Raw genomic sequence first — 18993 nt, forward strand, 5'->3', positions numbered from 1 at the left:
CCTCATGACAAGAAACAGCCTGTTTGCCGAACATGCGCGTTTGCAGGACGGCTGGCGTCGCGATGTGCTGCTCGAATGGGACGATCACGGGACATTGGCCGCCGTGACGCCGGACGCCGTTCAGCCCGCGGGCGTTGCCAAAGCCAAGGGTCCGGTGCTCGCCGGCATGCCGAATCTGCATTCGCACGCGTTCCAGCGCGCAATGGCCGGTCTCACCGAATATCGCGCGAATCCGACCGATAGTTTCTGGAGCTGGCGCGACCTGATGTACCGGTTCGCCGCGCGCATTTCGCCGGACAGTCTCGGGGCGATCGCACGCTGGCTGTATATCGAGATGCTGAAGGCGGGCTACACGTCGGTCTGCGAGTTCCACTACGTGCACAACGCGCCCGATGGCACGCCTTACGACAACCCCGCTGAAATGGCCGCGCGCGTGGTCGGCGCGGCGGAGCAAACGGGAATCGGCATGACGATGCTGCCCGTGCTTTACCAATACAGCGGCTTCGGCGCACGCGAGCCGACGCCGGGCCAGGCGCGTTTCATCCACACGCCGGAAAGCCTGCTCGAAACGCTCGTCTCCTTGCGTGGCGCGCAGCCCGAAAACGGCAATCTTCGATACGGCGTCGCGCCGCACTCGCTGCGGGCGGTATCGAAGGAGACGTTGACGCGCATGCTCGACGGCCTCGACCGCGAATTCCCCAGCGCGCCGGTGCACATTCATGTCGCGGAACAGACGGCCGAAGTCGACGCATGCCTCGACGTCCTGAAAGCGCGCCCGGTGCAATGGCTGCTCGATAACTTCGACGTAAACGAACGCTGGTGCCTCGTGCATGCAACCCATGTCGATGAAAACGAAGTCCGCGCGATGGCCGCAAGCCGCGCGATCGCCGGCCTGTGCCTGACAACAGAAGCCAATCTCGGCGACGGCATTTTTCCGACGCACGCCTATCTCGCCGCCAACGGGCGTTTTGGGCTGGGTTCGGACAGCCATATCGCGCTCGACTGGCGTTCCGAACTGCGCTTGCTGGAATACGGACAACGGCTCACGCGGCGCGAGCGCAACGTGCTTGCGTCGGACAAGCAGACGCACGTTGCCGATCGTCTCTTCGATGCCGCCACGCAAGGCGGCGCGTGCGCGACCGGCCGGGCCGTCGGCATGCTCGAAGCCGGCCGGCGCGCGGATTTCATCGTGCTCGATCCCGACCATTCGGCTATTGCGGGCCAGGCTCCGGATGCGTGGTTATCGGGCGTGGTGTTCTGCGAGCACGGCGAAACGCCGGTGCTGGATGTTTGTGTCGGCGGTAAAGTCGTGGTCGAGGCGCGCCGGCATTCTGATGAACGCGAGGCTTTCGATTCGTATCGGAACACGCTGGCGAGCTTGCTCGAATAAAGGAATGCACCGATGACCGATCAAGTTTTCACCTTGAAGCGCGGCACCGCGCCGCTGCTGATTTCGATTCCGCATGCCGGCACGCAGATTCCGGCGGATATTGCGGCCACGATGAATCCCATTGCCCGCGAAGTCGACGACACCGACTGGCATCTCGAACGGCTCTACGCGTTTGCCGTGGAAATGGGCGCATCGATTCTCGCGCCGTTCAACTCCCGCTATGTGATCGACCTGAATCGGCCGCCAGATGGCGCGAATCTTTACCCTGGACGCGACACAACCGGCCTGTGTCCCATCGATACCTTCAACAGCGAGCCGCTTTATCCCGAAGGCGGCGCGCCGACTGAAGCACAGATTGCCGAGCGTCGCGAAAAATACTGGCTGCCGTATCACGACGCGCTCGCGGCCGAGCTTGTGCGGCTAAAAGCCGAGCATGGCAAGGTGCTGTTGTGGGAAGCGCATTCCATCCGTTCGCACGTGCCGCGTTTCTTCGATGGCAAGCTTTTCGATTTCAACTTCGGCACGGCTGGCGGCGAAAGTGCGGTCGCGGGTCTCGGCGAGCAACTCGAAGCCGTCGTTGCCAAACACGGCGCGTACACGGCCGTCGCGAACGGACGCTTCAAGGGCGGATACATCACGCGTCATTACGGCAAGCCGCAGGACGGCATTCATGCCGTGCAACTGGAACTGTCGCAGATCACTTACATGGAAGAGACCCGGCCATATCACTACAACGAAGCGCGCGCAGGGCAGGTCGGACCGTTGATCCAGGATCTGGTGCAGTGCGCGCTGGATGCCGTGCAAGCGGCTTGATCCGCTTTCAGGCTTCACGCCGCCTGACGACTGGCGGCGTGAGCACGGTCGGTAGCGCCTTGGGCAGGGTTTCCGGCCAATCGCGGCTGAAGTGCAGGCCGCGGCTTTCACGCCGCGAACACGCGCTTTCTACGATCATGGAAGCGACATCGACCAGATTGCGCAATTCGAGCAAATCCCGGCTTACCTTGAAATTCGCGTAGTACTCGTGGATCTCGTCACGCAGTAATGCAATCCGATGCTGCGCGCGTGCGAGGCGTTTGTCGGTGCGCACAATGCCCACGTAATTCCACATCAGCCGGCGCAGCTCGTCCCAGTTATGCGCGACGACCACTTCCTCGTCCGGATCGGACACGCGGCTTTCGTCCCAGGCGGGCAGCGGCGCATGCGCGCTCGTCGCAAATCCTTCGGCTTCCATGGCCTGCGCCGCGGCGCGCCCGATCACGAGACATTCAAGCAGCGAATTGCTGGCAAGCCGGTTCGCGCCGTGCAAGCCGGTACACGACGTTTCCCCCACCGCAAAAAGCCCGGCGCGATCCGTGCGCCCCGCCAGGTCCGTCACCACGCCGCCGCAGGTGTAATGCGCGGCTGGAACGACGGGAATTGGCTCCTTCGTAATATCGATACCGAACTCGCGGCAACGCGCGAGGATGGTCGGGAAATGCTCTTGCAGGAACGCTTCGGGTTGGTGGCTGATATCGAGATACACGCAATCGATGCCGCGTTTCTTGATCTCGAAGTCGATCGCCCGGGCCACGATATCGCGCGGCGCAAGCTCGGCGCGCTCGTCGTGCGCGGGCATGAAGCGGGTTCCGTCCGGCAGCCGCAAGATCCCGCCTTCGCCGCGAACGGCTTCGGAAATCAGGAAGGATTTCGCGTACGGATGAAAGAGGCAGGTCGGATGGAACTGGATGAACTCCATGTTCGATACACGACAACCAGCACGCCAGGCCATTGCAATGCCGTCGCCGGTGGCGGTATCCGGATTCGTGGTGTACAGATAAACCTTCCCGGCGCCGCCTGTCGCGAGCACGGTATGCGGCGCTTCTATGGTGACGGTGCGCCCGCTGGCAATATCGAGCGCATAAAGCCCGTGGCACCGATGCCCGGGAAGTCCAAGATGCTCGGACGTGATCAGGTCGATTGCGTGGTGATCTTCGAGGACCGTGATGTTCGGATGAGTGCGCACGCGTTCGTTGAGCGTGCTGACGACGGCGTGACCGGTGGCGTCCGCGGCATGAATCACGCGTCTGTGGCTATGACCCCCTTCGCGCGTCAGATGAAAGCCGAGTTCGGCGGACAGGTCGCGGGTGAACGGGACACCTTGCTCGATCAGCCATTCGATGGCAGCACGCCCGTTGTCCACAATGAACCGCGTGGCCGCTGCGTCGCACAGGCCGGCGCCGGCAATCAGCGTGTCGTCGACGTGATTGTCCGTGCTGTCGCCGGAGTCGAGCACCGCCGCAATGCCGCCCTGCGCCCAGTCGCTTGCGCCGTCGCTCACGCTGCGCTTGGCGAGGATCACGACGCGTCGCGTCTCCGCGAGATTCAAGGCGACGCTCAGACCCGCCAGCCCGCTGCCGATGATTGCCACATCGAAATTCATCCTGTCACGTCTCCGTCAGTAGTTGTCCGCCGTAACTTTCCGGATGCATGTGATTGGCATTCGAAGGTCTGGCCGACAAGCATAACGCGTGGCGTGTGCTTCGGTCACTTTGCCGTTCGGCCAATAGGGAGAACGGCAGCCGGAGCACATAAGCAAAAAGCCTCGCGTGAGCGAGGCTTTTTGTGTAGCGATACAACGGAACCAAGACCTTATTTGATCTTCGTTTCCTTGTACTCAACGTGCTTGCGGACAACGGGATCGAACTTCTTGATCGCCATCTTTTCCGGCATGTTGCGCTTGTTCTTGGTCGTCGTGTAGAAGTGACCCGTGCCAGCGGTCGATTCCAGCTTGATCTTGTCGCGTGCGCCCTTGGCCATTTTCGTGCTCCTTAGACTTCGCCACGTGCGCGCAAATCTGCGAGCACGGAGTCGATGCCGTTCTTGTCAATCAGGCGAAGGCCGGCGTTCGAGAGACGCAGACGAACCCAACGGTTTTCGCTTTCAACGAAGAAGCGACGGTTTTGCAGATTGGGCAGGAAACGACGCTTGGTGCGGTTGTTCGCATGGGAAACGTTGTTGCCGCTCATCGGCCCCTTCCCGGTTACTTGGCATACACGTGCCATGAGAGCACTCCTAATACGCTTTAATTCTGAGTTCGAACGCCAGATACACTTTTGGACCACTTCGACTACCGGAGAGGCTAGCCGACCAAGGACCGCGTACGCTCGGAACAGGTTGGTTGAAAGAAGCAAACCGAGATTCTAACCGCAAAAAACCAGCAAAATCAACTCTTTTTGGTATCGGACGAGGTATCGGGTCACGCCGGGAAGGAGCGGTTTCATGGCTTTTTCACCCTGCGAAGGCTGTCCGGGCGGTGATTTCGCCGCCATTGGCCGCGCAGGCGGCGTCAAGTCGGCATCCAGCCCTGTCGTGAAAAAGAAAATACTTCGTTGGACGCCACGACCAGATGGTCCAGCAGCCGGATATCGATGAGTGCGAGCGCTTCCGTAAGCAAGCGCGTGAGCCGCCGGTCGCTTGCGCTCGGCGTGACGCCGCCCGAAGGGTGATTATGCGCGACGATCAGGCTCGCCGCATTCAACGTCAGCGCGCGGCGTACGATCTCCCGCGGGTACACCGCCACGCGCGAAAGCGATCCCTTGGCCGATTCGTCGACCGTTATCAGGCAATGGCGGATGTCCAGAAACAGCGTGACGAACACCTCATTGGGCCGGTTACCGATCAGCCATTTCAAGTAGTCTTCCACCGCCTGGGGAGCGTCGAGCAACGGCCGGTCGCGGGTTTTCTCGGCCAGCGCGCGCTGGCACAGCTCGGACACTGCCAGCAGCAGCGCTGCCTTCGCCGGTCCGATCCCGCCAAACCTGCGTAATTCGGTTGCGGTTGCCCCGAGCACGCCCCGGATCGACTCGAACCGGGTGAGAAGGTCGCGCGCAACATCCACTGACGTCATGCCAGGGCGGCCAGTGTTCAGGAACAAAGCCAGCAATTCAGCATCCGACAACGCGTGCGCGCCATGCTGCAAAAGGCGTTCACGCGGCCGGTCGTGCTGCGGCCAGTCGAGAATGCGGGGCGTGGTGGCATTCTTCTCATCGGGTGCGGAAGCGCTCAGGAGCGCGTCGGCCGCGCGGGGGCCAGCCGCCGGTACTAATTCGAGACAAGCGTTCATGGCGCATTTTCACCGAGGGCAAACCGGTTTTGCCGGATGGCTGGCCGTCTCACGTAGAGGTCGGCGACGCCCACGCACTGTGGCTTACAATGGAGGTTTCGCGCCTGTCTGGGCGCTTTGCTGATACCTTGTCGGGCATTTGCGTTCAATATCAGGCCTCCAGCGGCGGGACGCCAGGACGTCACTGCGCCGTGCCTGAATACGCTGCGGTTCTTTGTGCGACAGTGCTGGCTGACAAAGTAATTACGGCTCTTACGGCTACTACGATCAAACATGAGCATCATCGATATCTCTGAAGTGAAACCCGGTTCGCATGTCACGCTTCACTACCGGCTGGCGCTTGAGGATGGTGCGGACATTGTCAGCACGTTCGCCGACAAGCCCGCCACGCTTTTGCTGGGCGAGGGCCATCTTGCTCCGCCGCTTGAAGACATTCTGATGGGTCTGAAGGTCGGGCACCATTCGACCTTTCGGCTGACGCCCGAGCAGGCGTTCGGCCCGCGAAATCCCGAAATGCTGCAATGGGTGTCCCTCGCCACGCTGCGTGAAAACGCCATGATCGGTGAGAATTTTTCGCCCGGCGATCTCGTGGAGTTCAACGCGCCTGGCGGCGGCCGTTACGCTGGCGTCCTCAAGGAAGTCGGCGAGACCTCCGCGCTGTTCGATTTCAATCATCCGCTTGCCGGCCAGCCGCTGGCGTTCGAAGTGAAAATCATCGGAATTCTGTAGCCATGAGCTCGACTGACACCCTTCTCGATGTCGAAATTCTTCTCGCCCAGCCGCGCGGTTTTTGCGCCGGCGTCGATCGTGCGATCGAAATCGTGGAGCGGGCGATTGCGCTGTTCGGCGCGCCCATCTACGTGCGTCACGAGATCGTGCACAACGCCTATGTGGTCGAGGACCTGCGCAAGAAAGGCGCGGTATTCATCGAGGATCTGGCCGATGCGCCCGAGGGCAGCACGCTGATTTTCAGCGCGCACGGAGTCTCGAAGGCGGTTCGCGCCGAAGCTGAAACGCGTGGTTTGCGGGTGTTCGACGCCACGTGTCCGCTCGTGACCAAAGTGCATATGGAAGTCGCCAAGATGCGTCAGGACGGCTTCGATATCGTGATGATCGGGCACAAGGGCCATCCGGAAGTGGAAGGCACCATGGGCCAGAGCGGCCAGGGCATGCATCTGGTCGAGGATATCGAGGACGTGGAAGCGCTGGCGCTCACGGATCCGGATCGCATTGCCTATGTGACGCAGACCACGCTGTCGGTGGATGACGCGTCGGCGATCATCAACGCACTGAAGTCCAAATATCCGTCGGTGAAAGAGCCGAAAAAACAGGATATTTGCTATGCCACGCAGAATCGCCAGGATGCGGTGAAGTTTCTCGCGCCACAGTGCGACGTGGTGATCGTGGTCGGGAGCCCAAATAGCTCGAATTCAAGCCGCTTGCGCGAAGTAGCCGAAAAGCGCGGCATTCCGGCCTATATGGTGGATTCGCCGACGCAAATCGATCCGAAATGGGTCGAGGGTAAAAAGCGCATTGGTGTGACGGCGGGTGCGTCGGCGCCCGAGGTGCTGGCCCAGGCGGTGATCGCACGCCTGCGGGAGTTGGGCGTTCGCAATGTGCGGCCGCTCGAGGGCATTGAGGAAAAAGTGTCATTTCCGTTGCCGCGTGGATTGACCTTGCCATCGGAGAAATGAACGGCGTGGCAGGGGCTGACGGAAGTTACCGTCCCTCAAATAGAAAAACCGCTCCAATTTGCGTTGGCGCGGTTTTTTTTCGTAAAGAATGTTCAATTGGATGTCGTCAGTACAAGCGATGAGCCGTCGGCACCGATTCAACATCGGGATCGTGCACTGATAATGTGCATTAACCAGAAAATCCCGCAGGTGCTGCGCAAGGCTCTCATCGGTGTATACCCATAGTGCTAATCGCCGGTGCAACTTGCGCACCACCGTGGAGCGCAACCCGGTTGCGCTTTTGCGCCGATCCGCGTCGAAAACAGGGGTTGCAATGGAGGAAAACCCCTGTCAATCAACAATATTGCACGTCTCAAAAACCGAGTTACAATGCGCGCGTTCCAAGCCGGATGGGCTGGAGACTTCAGCTTTTCAAGGCGCCGGAGACCTATTGAATGCGAATTAAGTTTGGCTTTGTCGTGACCATTGCGGCAACAGTTGCGATGGCAACGGCATGCGGCAAAAAGAATGACAACGAGCCGGCGGCAGCGGCGCCGGGAGCTTCCGCGAGCGTTGCGGCAAGCGCGCCGCAAGTGGCGGCCTCGGTGACAGACGCGTCGGCTAGCGCGGCTTCAGCGCCAGTTCCCGCCAGCAATGCCACGGTCGTGAAAATCGGACATGTCGCGCCGCTCAGCGGACCGCTGGCCCATCTGGGACAGGACAATGAAAATGGCGCGCGGCTGGCTATCGAGGAAATCAGCGCGCAAGGCTTGACCATCGACGGACACGCAATTCACCTCGAACTCGACGCACAAGACGACGCCGCCGATCCGAAAAAAGGGCTCGCAGCAGCGCAGCAACTGGTGGCGGATCATGTGGCGGCGGTCCTCGGTCATTTGAATTCAGCGGTGTCGATTCCGGCTTCGAAAATCTATAGCGACGCAAACGTGGCGCAGATTTCCGGATCGACAACGAACCCGGGGTTCACCCAGCAAGGTTTCAAGACCACATTCCGGGTGATCCCGACGGACGCGCGCCAGGGCGCGGTCCTCGCGGGCTACGCGGTAAAGACGCTGCACGGCAAACGCATCGTGGTAGTGGACGACGCCAGCATCTACGGCCGCGGCCTCGCGAACGAATTCGCGAAGGCGGTGGTGGCGAACGGCGGCCGGATTGCGGGCCATGAAGCCACGACTGACAAAGCAAAAGACTTCAAGGCGATCCTGAACAAGATCAAGCGTGTCCAGCCCGACGTGGTGATGTTCGGCGGCATGGACGTAACAGCCGGTCCATTCGCGAAACAGGCGGCGGCGCTTGGCCTGAAGGCGAAAATCCTGGGCGGCGACGGAATCTGTTCCGCCGAGCTGGCCACGCTCGCGGGCAACGCCTTGCCGAACGTGGTCTGCACGGAACTCGGCGTGGGCTTGCCGAAACTCGATAAGGGCGCGGACTTCGAGAAGCGTTACGAAGCGCGTTTCCACTCGCCGGTCCAGAGCGATGCGCCGTTCACGTACGACGCGGTGTACGTCATTGTGGATGCAATGAAGCGCGCCAATTCAGTCGAAGCGCCCAAGGTGCTGACAGCAATCGGTTCGACGGATTTCAATGGTCTGACAGGGCACATTGCATTCGACGACAAAGGCGATCTGAAAGGCGGCGGCGCGATCACGCTAATCGATTTCAAGGATAACAAGAAGAACGTCATTGACGTCATCACGCCGTAATCCAGTCGTGCAGCGCGGTAAGGCGAATGCACATGGAGTTAAGGCAATCCCCTAGATACGTAGTCAGTTTCGGACGTTTTAGAGTTTTTTTTCAAGTACGCGCGATGCCGTTGCGTTTTTTTCTTCCCTTCGGTTTATCGGCCAGCGATAAAGCGTAAATCTAGTCGCACGGGCTAAGGAGCCTTCAATGGATATTTTCATCCAGCAGATTATCAACGGGCTGGTGCTGGGCAGCGTCTACGCCATCATCGCGTTGGGTTACACGATGGTGTACGGGATTCTCGGCATCATCAACTTTGCTCACGGCGACGTGCTGATGGTCGGGGCCATGGTCGCGCTCTCCGCCATCGGCGTGATGCAGAACCATTTTCCGGGCATGAACCACGCGCTGATGCTGGTCATCGCGCTGGCCATAGCGGCAATTGTCTGCGCGGTGGTGGGCTACACCATCGAGCGCGTGGCTTACCGGCCGTTGCGCCGCGCGCCGCGTCTCGCGCCGCTGATCACGGCCATCGGCGTGTCGATTCTCCTGCAGACGCTCGCCATGATGATCTGGGGCCGCAATCCGCTGGCCTTCCCGCAACTGCTGCCGACCGATCCGATCAACGTGATCACCGCCACCGCCGATCGTCCAGGCGCCGTGATTTCGATGACGGAAATCGTGATCATCGTGGTTGCGTTCATTGTGATGGGCGGCTTGCTGCTGCTGGTTCACAAGACGAAACTCGGCCGTGCGATGCGCGCCATTGCCGAGAACCCGGGCGTGGCGTCGCTGATGGGCGTGAACCCGAACTTCGTGATCTCGGCGACCTTCATGATCGGCTCGGCGTTGGCCGCACTGGCCGGCGTGATGATCGCCTCCGAATACGGCAACGCGCACTTCTACATGGGCTTTATTCCAGGGCTGAAAGCCTTTACCGCGGCGGTGCTGGGCGGTATCGGCAACCTGGGTGGCGCAATGGTCGGCGGCGTGCTGCTGGGGCTGATCGAGCAACTGGGCGCGGGGTATATCGGCAATCTGACGGGCGGCGTGTTCGGCAGTAACTACCAGGACGTGTTCGCGTTCGTGGTGCTGATCATCGTGCTGGTGTTCCGTCCGTCGGGCTTGCTCGGCGAACGTGTCGCAGACCGCGCTTAAAACAGGGAGACCAAGCATGACTTCAATTCAACCAATCGAGCCGTCGACCACGCTCATCCCTGAACGCAAAACGGCAAAGAACTACGTGGTCACCGTGCTGGTCGCCGCACTCGTGGTCCTCGCGCCGATGATCATCGGCGCGGCCGGCGGCAATTACTGGGTCCGCGTGCTCGACTTCGCCATGCTCTACGTGATGCTCGCGCTGGGACTGAACGTGGTGGTGGGTTTCGCCGGCCTGCTGGACCTGGGCTATATCGCGTTCTATGCCGTGGGCGCTTATGTGGCCGCGTTGCTTTCGTCGCCGCAACTAACGTCGCAATTCGAATGGATTGCGCATATGTTCCCCGCCGGCCTGCACGCGCCAATCTGGGTGATCGTGCCGGTGGCCATGGCTCTGGCGGCTACCTTCGGCGTGCTGCTCGGTGCGCCGACCCTCCGTCTGCGCGGCGACTACCTCGCGATCGTGACTCTCGGTTTCGGGGAAATCGTCCGGATCTTCATGAACAACCTGGATCGTCCGGTCAACATCACGAACGGACCGAAGGGGATTACGGGCGTCGATCCGGTGTCGCTGTTCGGGTTTGATTTATCGAAGACGCATTCGTTGTTCGGGTTCAACTTTCCATCCGTCTACAACTATTACTACCTGTTCGTGCTGTGTTCGCTGTTCGTGATCTTCGTGTGCGTGCGCCTGCAGCACTCGCGGATTGGCCGCGCATGGGCCGCGATCCGCGAAGACGAAATCGCCGCGAAAGCAATGGGCATCAACACGCGTAACGTGAAGCTGCTGGCGTTCGCGATGGGCGCGTCCTTCGGCGGTTTGTCGGGCGCGATGTTCGGCACGTTCCAGGGTTTTGTATCGCCGGAATCGTTCACGTTCTGGGAGTCCATCGTGGTGCTCGCCTGCGTGGTGCTCGGCGGCATGGGCCACATTCCGGGCGTGATTCTGGGCGCGGTGCTGCTCGCCGTGTTCCCCGAATTCCTGCGCTCGACCATGGGTCCGTTGCAGAACGCCATCTTCGGCCATCAGATCGTCGACACGGAAGTCATCCGCCAGTTGCTGTACGGCCTCGCGATGGTGCTGATCATGCTGTATCGCTCGGAAGGCCTGTGGCCGTCGCCGAAACACGAAGACAAGATCGCGAAGATCGCAAAGCGCGCCGGCAAGAAGCCGGTCCGCGCCTGACGCCAGAAGAGAGCGGAGAAATACACAATGAGCGATAAACCCATTCGACTGTCGGTCAAGGGCGTGAACAAGCGCTTCGGCGGTTTGCAGGCGCTGTCCGAAGTCGGCCTGGAAATCAGGGAAGGCCAGATCTACGGTTTGATCGGCCCGAACGGCGCGGGCAAGACGACGTTCTTCAACGTGATCACGGGCTTGTACACGCCGGATTCGGGCTCGTTCGTGCTCGATGGCACGCCTTATACGCCGACCGCCGTGCATCAGGTGGCGAAGGCCGGCATTGCGCGCACGTTCCAGAACATCCGTTTGTTCGGCGGCATGACCGCGTTGGAAAACGTTATGGTCGGGCGGCACGTCCGCACCAAGCACGGGCTGATTGGCGCGGTGTTGCAGACGCCTTCGGAGCGTCGGGAAGAGAAGGAAATCAAGGAGCGCGCGCTGGAACTGCTCGAGTACGTGGGCGTGCTGCAGTACGCGGATTACACGTCGCGCAATCTGTCGTACGGGCATCAGCGGCGTCTGGAAATCGCGCGCGCATTGGCGACCGATCCAAAGCTGCTCGCACTCGATGAGCCCGCCGCCGGCATGAACGCCACGGAAAAAGTGGAACTCACGCGCCTGCTCGACAAGATCCGCAGCGACGGCCGCACGATCCTGCTGATCGAACACGATGTGAAACTGGTGATGGGATTGTGCAACCGGATGACGGTGCTCGATTACGGCAAGGTGATCGCCGAGGGTCTGCCGCAAGACGTGCAGAAGGATCCGAAGGTGATCGAGGCTTATCTCGGGGCAGGGGTTCACTGATGGCTACGATGAACGGAACGAACGGCACAAACGGCATGGCTGCAGGAACGGCGATGCTGAAAATCAAGGGCCTGCAGGTGAGCTACGGCGGCATTCACGCGGTGAAGGGCGTGGATCTGGAGGTCGGGCAGGGCGAACTCGTGACGCTGATCGGCGCGAACGGCGCGGGCAAGACGACCACGATGAAAGCCATCACGGGACTCAAGCCGTATTCGGCGGGCGATATCGAATACATGGGCAAGTCGATCAAGGGCGTGCCGTCGCATGAACTGCTCAAGCGCGGCCTCGCGATGGTGCCGGAAGGCCGTGGCATCTTCGCGCGCATGTCGATTCTGGAAAACATGCAGATGGGCGCGTATTTGCGCGACGACAAGGACGAAATCCAGAAGGACACCGATCGCATGTTCGGTTTCTTCCCGCGCCTGAAGGAACGCGCGGCGCAATATGCGGGCACGTTGTCGGGCGGCGAGCAGCAGATGCTGGCAATGGCGCGCGCGTTGTTGTCGCGCCCGAAATTGCTCTTGCTCGATGAACCCTCGATGGGTCTCTCGCCGATCATGGTCGAGAAAATCTTCGAGGTGGTGCGCGAGATTTCCGCTGAAGGCCTGACGGTGCTGCTGGTCGAGCAGAATGCGCGGCTCGCGCTGCAGGCGGCGAATCGTGGCTACGTGATGGATTCGGGTCTGGTCACCATGTCCGGTGACGCGAAGCAGATGCTGGATGATCCGAAGGTTCGGGCAGCTTATCTGGGCGAATAATCTTCGCCGAGCACTTGTTAGAAACCGCATGCCTGATCCAAGGCATGCGGTTTTTTTACGCCGGAAGCCGCTTACCGAGACTGACGACTTCATCCATGTGATACCCGAGCTTTGCGTAGAACGCCCGCGTCTCCGGTTTGTTCGCCATGATCTGCAGATTGAGCTTCGGACATCCGATGGATGCGAGCGCACGTTCCGCGTGTTCAACCAGCGCGCGCCCATATCCGTTTCCGCGCTGGTCCCCGGCGACCGCGAGCGAATACAGCCATCCGCGATGTCCGTCGTAGCCCGTCAGGACCGTGCCAATCACGCGCTCACCCAGCACGCCAACAAAGAACAATTCGGGCTGCGTGGCCATCTTGTTCCGTATCGATAAACGCGGATCACGCTGCGGTTTTCCAGGCGTCGCGTATTCGGGAAACGCCTCTGACCAGAGCGCGAGCACGGCGTCCGTGTCGCGCTCATCGAAAATGCGGATGATCACAGCTTGTCGAGAATGGAACGCAGCATCGACATCATCAGATCGATCTCGTCGTTCGTCACGTTCAGCGCCGGCATGAAGCGCAGCAGGTTCGGACGTGCGGCGTTCAGCAGCAAGCCGTCCGGGCCCATGTCGCGCGCCATTTCAACAATCTTCGGACCGCTGTCGTTATTCAGCAGCAGCGCGCGCAGCAAGCCTTCGCCGCGTTCGCCATTGAAGCCGCGCTCTTGCGAAAGCTGAAGCAACTGCGCCTTCAGATATTCGCCGCGTTCACGCACGCCTTCCAGAAAGCCCGGCGCGGTCAATTGCGAAATCACCGAATAACCCACGGCGGTCATCAACGGATTGCCGTTGTACGTGCCACCCTGATCGCCGGGTTCGAAGCAGGCGATTTCCTTGGTCGACAACAACGCCGCCAGCGGCACGCCGCCGCCAATGCCCTTGCCCAACGTCATGATGTCCGGCTCGACGCCCGACAATTCATACGCGAACAATGTGCCGGCGCGTCCGCAGCCGCTTTGCACTTCATCCACGATCATCAGCAGATTGTGCTTCTTCGTCAGCGCGCGCAACGCCTGCATGAATTCGCGCGTGGCCGGGATCACGCCGCCTTCGCCTTGAATGGGTTCGAGCATCACGCCGACGGTTTTATCGGTGATCAGTTTTTCAACCGACGCAATGTCGTTCAAGTCGGCCTTTGGGAAGCCCGGCACTTGCGGTGAATAAATGGTATCCCAGCCCGGCTTGCCCGACGCCGACATGGTCGCGAGCGTCCGGCCGTGGAAGCTGTGGTCGAAGGTGATGATTTCGTACGCGCCGCCCTTGAATTTCTTGCCCCACTTGCGCGCGAGCTTGATCGCGCCTTCGTTGGCTTCCGCGCCGCTGTTGGCGAAGAACACCTTGTCAAAGCAGCTATTCGCGGTGAGCAGGCCGGCGAGCTGCGCCATCGGTGCGTTGTAGAACGCGGGCGACGGGTTGATCAGCGTGCGCGCCTGTTTGTTCAGGGCTTCGATCATGCCGTCGTTGCAATGGCCGAGACTGTTCACCGCCCAGCCCTGGATGAAATCCAGGTATCGCTTCTCGTTGTTGTCGTAGAGCCAGGAGCCCTTGCCGTGCGTGAACACGATCTCGGGACGGTTCGTGATGAACATCAACGATTCGACGGGATACTCTTGGAAATTCATGACGGCGGGCTCCACAAAGACAGCAAAGGAAAAAGCGGCGAAGGATGAAATAGTGCCGGAAATGCAAAAAGCCACGGATGTCCGTGGCTTCATGGTGGCGAAATGTGCGCAGGCTTGAAATCAAGCGCCAATCCGTGACGAGCCAGCGGCATCCCTAGGGAAGCGGCGAGCGGCGACGTCGAAGATGGGTCTGGAGGCTGAGCATTGGCGAAGAATACGATAGGAAGTTCATGCATGTAAACCGTGACGGCCGAATTTTATCGGGCCGTCACGTTCCCGGCCTAAAACCATCACACCGAATTTGCGAGATCGGCCGCGCTGGTGAACGAGTCGGCGTAAAACTCGTCTTCCGGCAAACGATGATGATTCGTGAAGTCACGCTGAGCCGATTCCACCATCACCGGCGCGCCGCACGCGTACACCTGGTACGCGCTCAAGTCTGGCAGATCTTCAATGACAGCACGATGAACAAAGCCGGTACGGCCTGTCCATTCGTCGGTACTGTCGGGTTCGGACAAGACCGGCACGAACGAGAAGTTCGGCACTTCCCTGGCCCAGGTTTCGGCCAGCTCCATCATGTAAAGGTCTTGCTTGCGGCGGCCGCCCCAATAGAGCGTCATGGGCCGGTTCAGATTCTTGAACACCGCATGTTCGATGATCGCCTTGATCGGCGCGAAACCCGTTCCCGAGGCGAGCAGGATGATCGGCTTATCCGAATCCTCACGCAGGAAGAATGTGCCGAGCGGGCCTTCGAAGCGCAGGATGTCGCGCTCTTTCATGTTGCCGAACACGTGGTCCGTGAACGTGCCGCCGGGCATGTGACGGATATGCAGCTCGATCGGGCCTTCGTGGTGCGGCGGACTCGCCATTGAATAGCTGCGGCGCTTGCCGTCCTTCAGGATGAATTCGATGTACTGTCCGGCCAGATACTGCAGCCGTTCGTTCGCGGGCAATTGCAGCTTCAGTTCCACGACATCCGTGCCCTTGCGTTCCAGCGCGTTCACGCGGCAAGGCAGCTTCTTGACCTGGACGTCGCCCACGCCCGCTACTTCGCGGATATCGACCACGAGATCGCCCTTGGGCGTCGCGCAGCAGAGCAGCGCCATGCCGCGGGTTTTTTCGTCGTTGGACAATGCCGACGAGGAATGGGGCGCCTGGTCGACTTCGCCCGAAACGACCGTGCCCTTGCATGAACCACAGGCTCCGTTCTTGCAGCCGTAGGGAAGTCCGATACCCTGGCGCAGCGCTGCGAGCAACACTGCTTCGTCAGGTTCTACCTGAAACTGCCGGCCGCTTTGCCGGAGCGTAACGTTGAAAGCCATAGATCCTGGATGAGTTGGATGAAACAAAAGCCAAAGCGCTCGCGGCTACAATCGACAGCATGATCGCCACTCGAAAACTACGGCGCGCGCGTGTGCTGATTGCCGGTTGCGGCGACGTGGGCCTGCGCTGCGCGCCACTCCTGACTCAACGCGCTGCCGCACCCCGCGTGATCGCGCTGACAAGCCAGCCCGCGCGAGCCGCCGAACTGCGCGCAGCCGGCACAACGCCGCTTCTGGGCAACCTCGACGAGCGCCGCAGCTTGCGACGCCTCGCCGGGCTCGCCTCCACGGTGCTGCATCTCGCGCCACCCCAGAAATCCGGTAGTGACGATCTTCGCACCCGCGCGCTGATTGCAGCATTAAGCAGGCCGCGACGCTCGGTGGCGCGCATGGCGACCGCGGCGCTCGGCCGCCAGCGGGCATGGCGCGGATGGTTTCGCGCGACTTTCAAGCGCCGTGCCGGAGCCACAAAAAGAGCGTCTATTGTACCCGACCGGGTTTCGGGCGCGGTCGTGCGCAGGTTGCCCATACGCGTGGTTTACGCAAGCACGTCCGGCGTTTATGGCGATTGCGGCGGCGCCCGGATCGACGAAACCCGCCGCGTGCGGCCAGACAACGGGCGGGCGAAACGGCGGGTATCGGCGGAAATGCAATTGCGGCGCGCGACGCGGCGCGGTGCAATGAGCGCATCGATTGTGCGGATTCCCGGCATTTATGCGGCCAATCGCCTGCCGCTCGCCCGGTTGCAAAAAGGCACGCCCGCGCTCGCGGCCGCCGACGATGTCTTTACCAACCACATTCACGCCGACGATCTCGCGGCCATCTTGGTGCTGGCAATACGGCGGGCACGGCCGCAGCGCGTGATTCACGCATCGGACGACAGCGAGTTGCGCATGGGCGACTATTTCGACTGTATTGCCGACGCATACGGCCTGTTGCGCGCGCCGCGCGTTTCACGCGAGGACGCAGAAGCGCAACTCGAGCCCATGATGCTTTCTTTCATGCGCGAGTCGCGACGTTTGAAAAACACCCGGCTTCGGGACGAGTTGCGTTATACGCTGCGATATTCGAGCATCGACGATTTTCTGAGCGGCGTCATGAGCGGTATCACAACGGGCATCACATCAGAACCGGCAACGTCTCGAGCAAAATGAAACAAAGCAATGCGCCGATCAGCGCCCCGATCAGATTTGGCTGGTAACGGTGGCGCAGATGCATCGTCACCATCAAACCGACAATAAACACCACGCTGATTGCCACGAACGCGATCATTGCAATGGTCATGTGGGCGGCCATGGCGGCCTCCTGCTTTTTTAATAGTCGTGAAAGCAGTATAGATTTAGGTCCGAAGAAAGGCATGCTGCAGTGCGGTTACAACGGGCTTGCATTTACGCAACGATCAGCGTGAATCGATAAACGCAGAAACATCAGCCAGCACTGTTGAATGTCCGCGCAAGGGCAACGCCAGCGCAGAAACAATCCGCACGTGACTGAACCCCTCGTAGTGCTTCACTTCCACCGAATCGCCGTGTTTGCGCAGCACGGCCGCGAGGCGGTCGGTGTTGCCTGGATCGACGGTGGTGTCGCCGGTGCCGGCGGCAAGGAACATGGGCGGTTCGTGGCCGGTGACGTAGTTGACCGGCTGGCTTTCGGGGCGCGTGCTGGCCGGGAATACATCAAGCAGCGTGCGGTCTTTTATCGGCAGGAAATCGTAAGGTCCGGCGAGGCCGATCACGCCGCACAGATCGGCTTTCGACATCGATTGCGACGCCAGATAATGCGGGTCCGTTGCAATCAACGCCGCGAGATGCGCGCCGGCGGAATGGCCCATGACGAACAGGCGGTTTGGATCGCCGCCGAATTCAGGCGCGTGATCACGCGCCCAGCGCACGGCGGCAGCGGCGTCATCGACGAAACCGGGGAAAGCCGTTTGCGGATACTTCCGATAGTCGGGCAGCACGGCCACGTAGCCGCGCGAGGTCAGCGCCTGAGCCACGAAAAGATAGTTGCCCCGGCTGCCGTTCTGCCAGCTTCCGCCATAAAAGAACACCACGACCGGGCGCTTTTCTCCTGGCGCGGCGGGCTGCGTCGGAACGTACACATCGAGTTCCTGCGCCGGGTCCGCGCCATACGCCATGCCGGCTGTCTTCCGGTAGCCGCCGGATGGAATCGCCGCGTTCAGAAGCCTGACCGGGCTGCATGCGGCGAGCGCCGTGGCGCATAAGCTGGCAAATCCAAGCATGAGGGTGCGGCGCTTTTGTTGTACTGGCATGAAGACCGTAAAGGTGAAGGGATGCCAGGATTTACGCTCGGCGGGCCCGGATGGATGCAATGCGTTCAGCTTTGCCTGAGCATCGCCAGATCCGCGTCATTCAGCCAGCGCCACTTGCCTTCGGCAAGATCGGCCGGCAAACCATATCCGCCAATACGTTCCCGATGCAGCTTTTCCACGCGATTTCCCGCCGCTGCAACCATGCGCTTGACCTGGTGATACTTACCTTCCAGCACGGAGAGTTCCAGCAGCCGCTCGTCACGTCGATGCGCCGAGACGGCAGCTATCGGCTGTGGTTCGCCGTGCAGCAGGACGCCTTGCTGAAGGGCGCTGAGTTGCGCTTCATCGATAGGATGTTTCGTGGTCGCGAGATAGGCCTTCGGCACCTTCTTTTTCGGCGATGTGAATGCGTGGACAAACGCGCCATCGTCGGACAAAAGCAGGAGGCCGGTCGTGTCCTGATCCAGCCGCCCGACGCATTGCACGCCGCGCTCCGCCAGTTGCGGAGGCAGCAGATGAAACACGCTCAGATGATGCTGCGGATCGCGCGAGCACTCGTAGGCCGGCGGCTTGTTCAGCGCCAGATACGCTTTCTCGCGATACTGCCAGCTCACGCCATCGACATCGAACGCGAAGGACTGAAGCATGTCGGATGCAATCAGCATGTCCGGATTGGTGCACGCCGCTCCGCCAATGGACACGCGCCCATCCGCGACCAGCGCGCGGCATTGGCGGCGCGAGCCGAAGCCTTGTGTAAAGAGAATGCGTTCGAGATCCATCGGGCGTTGCCTGGGCACATTGAAGAGAAGGGCGGGCGGACATTCTAGCAATGCGCGCGAAAGACGATCTTTCATGGATATGCCGCCGCATGGCGTCTATGCTTTTCGAGTTATTTCCCGGTTCAACTCATCACGAAGAAAACCTGACAACGCACTCACGCAATACCGGCACGACCCCCT

At 60.7% G+C, this 18993-nt stretch carries 20 protein-coding genes; 10 read left to right on the top strand and 10 right to left on the bottom strand.

What is annotated here, in order from left to right; genetic code table 11:
- Positions 1–4: 4 nt before the first annotated feature.
- Together ACRWA7_RS19910 and hutG are read left to right on the top strand one after the other, a co-directional pair.
- Positions 5–1390 carry a formimidoylglutamate deiminase gene (locus ACRWA7_RS19910; protein WP_438395652.1) on the top strand — a complete coding sequence of 462 codons (1386 nt, stop codon included), beginning with the start codon at positions 5–7 and terminating at the stop codon, positions 1388–1390.
- A 12-nt stretch (positions 1391–1402) separates the two neighbouring features.
- A complete protein-coding gene (gene hutG / locus ACRWA7_RS19915; RefSeq protein ID WP_438395653.1) occupies positions 1403–2203 on the top strand; it encodes an N-formylglutamate deformylase in 801 nt (266 codons plus the stop codon).
- A gap of 7 nt (positions 2204–2210) precedes the next feature.
- Here the strand turns inward: hutG and nadB are convergent, their stop codons facing one another.
- The 4 genes from nadB to radC all read right to left on the bottom strand — a co-directional run bounded on the left by nadB (position 2211) and on the right by radC (position 5492).
- Positions 2211–3809 carry an L-aspartate oxidase gene (gene nadB, locus ACRWA7_RS19920; RefSeq protein WP_060856816.1) on the bottom strand — a complete coding sequence of 533 codons (1599 nt, stop codon included), beginning with the start codon at positions 3807–3809 and terminating at the stop codon, positions 2211–2213.
- Positions 3810–4018: 209 nt separating this feature from the next.
- Positions 4019–4186: a 50S ribosomal protein L33 gene (gene rpmG, locus ACRWA7_RS19925; RefSeq protein WP_006478046.1), complete on the bottom strand. Its 168-nt coding sequence runs from the start codon at positions 4184–4186 to the stop codon at positions 4019–4021.
- An 11-nt stretch (positions 4187–4197) separates the two neighbouring features.
- Positions 4198–4431: a 50S ribosomal protein L28 gene (gene rpmB / locus ACRWA7_RS19930; RefSeq protein WP_031359861.1), complete on the bottom strand. Its 234-nt coding sequence runs from the start codon at positions 4429–4431 to the stop codon at positions 4198–4200.
- Positions 4432–4715: 284 nt separating this feature from the next.
- A complete protein-coding gene (gene radC, locus ACRWA7_RS19935) occupies positions 4716–5492 on the bottom strand; it encodes a RadC family protein (protein ID WP_438395655.1) in 777 nt (258 codons plus the stop codon).
- A gap of 273 nt (positions 5493–5765) precedes the next feature.
- On the opposite strand from radC, the gene ACRWA7_RS19940 reads away from it, so the two are divergent.
- From ACRWA7_RS19940 to ACRWA7_RS19970, 7 genes are all read left to right on the top strand, one after another.
- Entirely contained in the window at positions 5766–6221 is a 456-nt protein-coding gene (locus tag ACRWA7_RS19940) for an FKBP-type peptidyl-prolyl cis-trans isomerase (protein WP_438395656.1), read from the top strand.
- 2 nt (positions 6222–6223) lie between these two features.
- A complete protein-coding gene (gene ispH / locus ACRWA7_RS19945; RefSeq protein WP_060856819.1) occupies positions 6224–7186 on the top strand; it encodes a 4-hydroxy-3-methylbut-2-enyl diphosphate reductase in 963 nt (320 codons plus the stop codon).
- A 434-nt stretch (positions 7187–7620) separates the two neighbouring features.
- Positions 7621–8889 (top strand): branched-chain amino acid ABC transporter substrate-binding protein, encoded by a 1269-nt coding sequence (locus ACRWA7_RS19950; protein ID WP_438395658.1) that lies wholly within the window; start codon positions 7621–7623, stop codon positions 8887–8889.
- Positions 8890–9076: 187 nt separating this feature from the next.
- Entirely contained in the window at positions 9077–10027 is a 951-nt protein-coding gene (locus ACRWA7_RS19955; RefSeq protein ID WP_060856821.1) for a branched-chain amino acid ABC transporter permease, read from the top strand.
- A gap of 16 nt (positions 10028–10043) precedes the next feature.
- A complete protein-coding gene (locus ACRWA7_RS19960) occupies positions 10044–11213 on the top strand; it encodes an ABC transporter permease subunit (protein WP_056351684.1) in 1170 nt (389 codons plus the stop codon).
- Between the two features lie 27 nt (positions 11214–11240).
- Positions 11241–12017, top strand: coding sequence for an ABC transporter ATP-binding protein (locus ACRWA7_RS19965; RefSeq protein WP_056351686.1), 777 nt, complete (start codon positions 11241–11243; stop codon positions 12015–12017).
- A 53-nt stretch (positions 12018–12070) separates the two neighbouring features.
- Positions 12071–12775 carry an ABC transporter ATP-binding protein gene (locus ACRWA7_RS19970; RefSeq protein WP_374728633.1) on the top strand — a complete coding sequence of 235 codons (705 nt, stop codon included), beginning with the start codon at positions 12071–12073 and terminating at the stop codon, positions 12773–12775.
- A gap of 55 nt (positions 12776–12830) precedes the next feature.
- Here the strand turns inward: ACRWA7_RS19970 and ACRWA7_RS19975 are convergent, their stop codons facing one another.
- From ACRWA7_RS19975 to ACRWA7_RS19985, 3 genes are all read right to left on the bottom strand, one after another.
- Positions 12831–13259, bottom strand: coding sequence for a GNAT family acetyltransferase (locus tag ACRWA7_RS19975; RefSeq protein WP_438395660.1), 429 nt, complete (start codon positions 13257–13259; stop codon positions 12831–12833).
- Positions 13256–14440, bottom strand: coding sequence for an acetylornithine transaminase (locus ACRWA7_RS19980; RefSeq protein WP_438395661.1), 1185 nt, complete (start codon positions 14438–14440; stop codon positions 13256–13258). The genes ACRWA7_RS19975 and ACRWA7_RS19980 overlap by 4 nt, the downstream gene beginning before the upstream one ends.
- Positions 14441–14730: 290 nt before the next feature.
- Positions 14731–15762: a CDP-6-deoxy-delta-3,4-glucoseen reductase gene (locus tag ACRWA7_RS19985; RefSeq protein WP_438395662.1), complete on the bottom strand. Its 1032-nt coding sequence runs from the start codon at positions 15760–15762 to the stop codon at positions 14731–14733.
- Positions 15763–15821: 59 nt separating this feature from the next.
- Between ACRWA7_RS19985 and ACRWA7_RS19990 the strand changes: the two genes are divergently transcribed.
- On the top strand, positions 15822–16916 hold the full coding sequence (locus tag ACRWA7_RS19990; protein WP_438395663.1) for an NAD-dependent epimerase/dehydratase family protein: 1095 nt from the start codon (positions 15822–15824) through the stop codon (positions 16914–16916).
- Here ACRWA7_RS19990 and ACRWA7_RS19995 read toward each other — a convergent pair.
- The 3 genes from ACRWA7_RS19995 to ACRWA7_RS20005 all read right to left on the bottom strand — a co-directional run bounded on the left by ACRWA7_RS19995 (position 16882) and on the right by ACRWA7_RS20005 (position 18813).
- A complete protein-coding gene (locus ACRWA7_RS19995; protein WP_167353928.1) occupies positions 16882–17058 on the bottom strand; it encodes a hypothetical protein in 177 nt (58 codons plus the stop codon). The two genes, ACRWA7_RS19990 and ACRWA7_RS19995, sit on opposite strands and share 35 nt — an antisense overlap.
- A 103-nt stretch (positions 17059–17161) precedes the next feature.
- Complete coding sequence (locus ACRWA7_RS20000; RefSeq protein ID WP_438395665.1) at positions 17162–18034, bottom strand: alpha/beta hydrolase; 873 nt, start codon at positions 18032–18034, stop codon at positions 17162–17164.
- A gap of 65 nt (positions 18035–18099) precedes the next feature.
- Positions 18100–18813, bottom strand: a complete 714-nt coding sequence (locus ACRWA7_RS20005; RefSeq protein ID WP_438395667.1) for a pseudouridine synthase — start codon at positions 18811–18813, stop codon at positions 18100–18102.
- Positions 18814–18993 lie beyond the last annotated feature (180 nt).

The sequence above is a fragment of the Caballeronia sp. DA-9 genome (assembly GCF_051615025.1).
In the GTDB taxonomy this organism is placed as follows: Bacteria; Pseudomonadota; Gammaproteobacteria; order Burkholderiales; family Burkholderiaceae; genus Caballeronia; species Caballeronia sordidicola.

Bases quoted from the DNA above. Each gene is read 5' to 3' on its own strand.
- hutG (WP_438395653.1), top strand. From the start codon at position 1,403: ATGACCGATCAAGTTTTCACCTTGAAGCGCGGCACCGCGCCGCTGCTG.
- ACRWA7_RS19950 (WP_438395658.1), top strand. From the start codon at position 7,621: ATGCGAATTAAGTTTGGCTTTGTCGTGACCATTGCGGCAACAGTTGCG.
- ACRWA7_RS19995 (WP_167353928.1), bottom strand. From the start codon at position 17,058: ATGGCCGCCCACATGACCATTGCAATGATCGCGTTCGTGGCAATCAGC.
- ACRWA7_RS20005 (WP_438395667.1), bottom strand. From the start codon at position 18,813: ATGGATCTCGAACGCATTCTCTTTACACAAGGCTTCGGCTCGCGCCGC.
- rpmG (WP_006478046.1), bottom strand. From the start codon at position 4,186: ATGGCCAAGGGCGCACGCGACAAGATCAAGCTGGAATCGACCGCTGGC.
- ACRWA7_RS20000 (WP_438395665.1), bottom strand. From the start codon at position 18,034: ATGCCAGTACAACAAAAGCGCCGCACCCTCATGCTTGGATTTGCCAGC.
- ACRWA7_RS19965 (WP_056351686.1), top strand. From the start codon at position 11,241: ATGAGCGATAAACCCATTCGACTGTCGGTCAAGGGCGTGAACAAGCGC.
- ACRWA7_RS19955 (WP_060856821.1), top strand. From the start codon at position 9,077: ATGGATATTTTCATCCAGCAGATTATCAACGGGCTGGTGCTGGGCAGC.
- nadB (WP_060856816.1), bottom strand. From the start codon at position 3,809: ATGAATTTCGATGTGGCAATCATCGGCAGCGGGCTGGCGGGTCTGAGC.
- ACRWA7_RS19990 (WP_438395663.1), top strand. From the start codon at position 15,822: ATGATCGCCACTCGAAAACTACGGCGCGCGCGTGTGCTGATTGCCGGT.
- ACRWA7_RS19960 (WP_056351684.1), top strand. From the start codon at position 10,044: ATGACTTCAATTCAACCAATCGAGCCGTCGACCACGCTCATCCCTGAA.
- ACRWA7_RS19910 (WP_438395652.1), top strand. From the start codon at position 5: ATGACAAGAAACAGCCTGTTTGCCGAACATGCGCGTTTGCAGGACGGC.
- ACRWA7_RS19985 (WP_438395662.1), bottom strand. From the start codon at position 15,762: ATGGCTTTCAACGTTACGCTCCGGCAAAGCGGCCGGCAGTTTCAGGTA.
- ACRWA7_RS19970 (WP_374728633.1), top strand. From the start codon at position 12,071: ATGCTGAAAATCAAGGGCCTGCAGGTGAGCTACGGCGGCATTCACGCG.
- ispH (WP_060856819.1), top strand. From the start codon at position 6,224: ATGAGCTCGACTGACACCCTTCTCGATGTCGAAATTCTTCTCGCCCAG.
- radC (WP_438395655.1), bottom strand. From the start codon at position 5,492: ATGAACGCTTGTCTCGAATTAGTACCGGCGGCTGGCCCCCGCGCGGCC.
- rpmB (WP_031359861.1), bottom strand. From the start codon at position 4,431: ATGGCACGTGTATGCCAAGTAACCGGGAAGGGGCCGATGAGCGGCAAC.
- ACRWA7_RS19940 (WP_438395656.1), top strand. From the start codon at position 5,766: ATGAGCATCATCGATATCTCTGAAGTGAAACCCGGTTCGCATGTCACG.
- ACRWA7_RS19980 (WP_438395661.1), bottom strand. From the start codon at position 14,440: ATGAATTTCCAAGAGTATCCCGTCGAATCGTTGATGTTCATCACGAAC.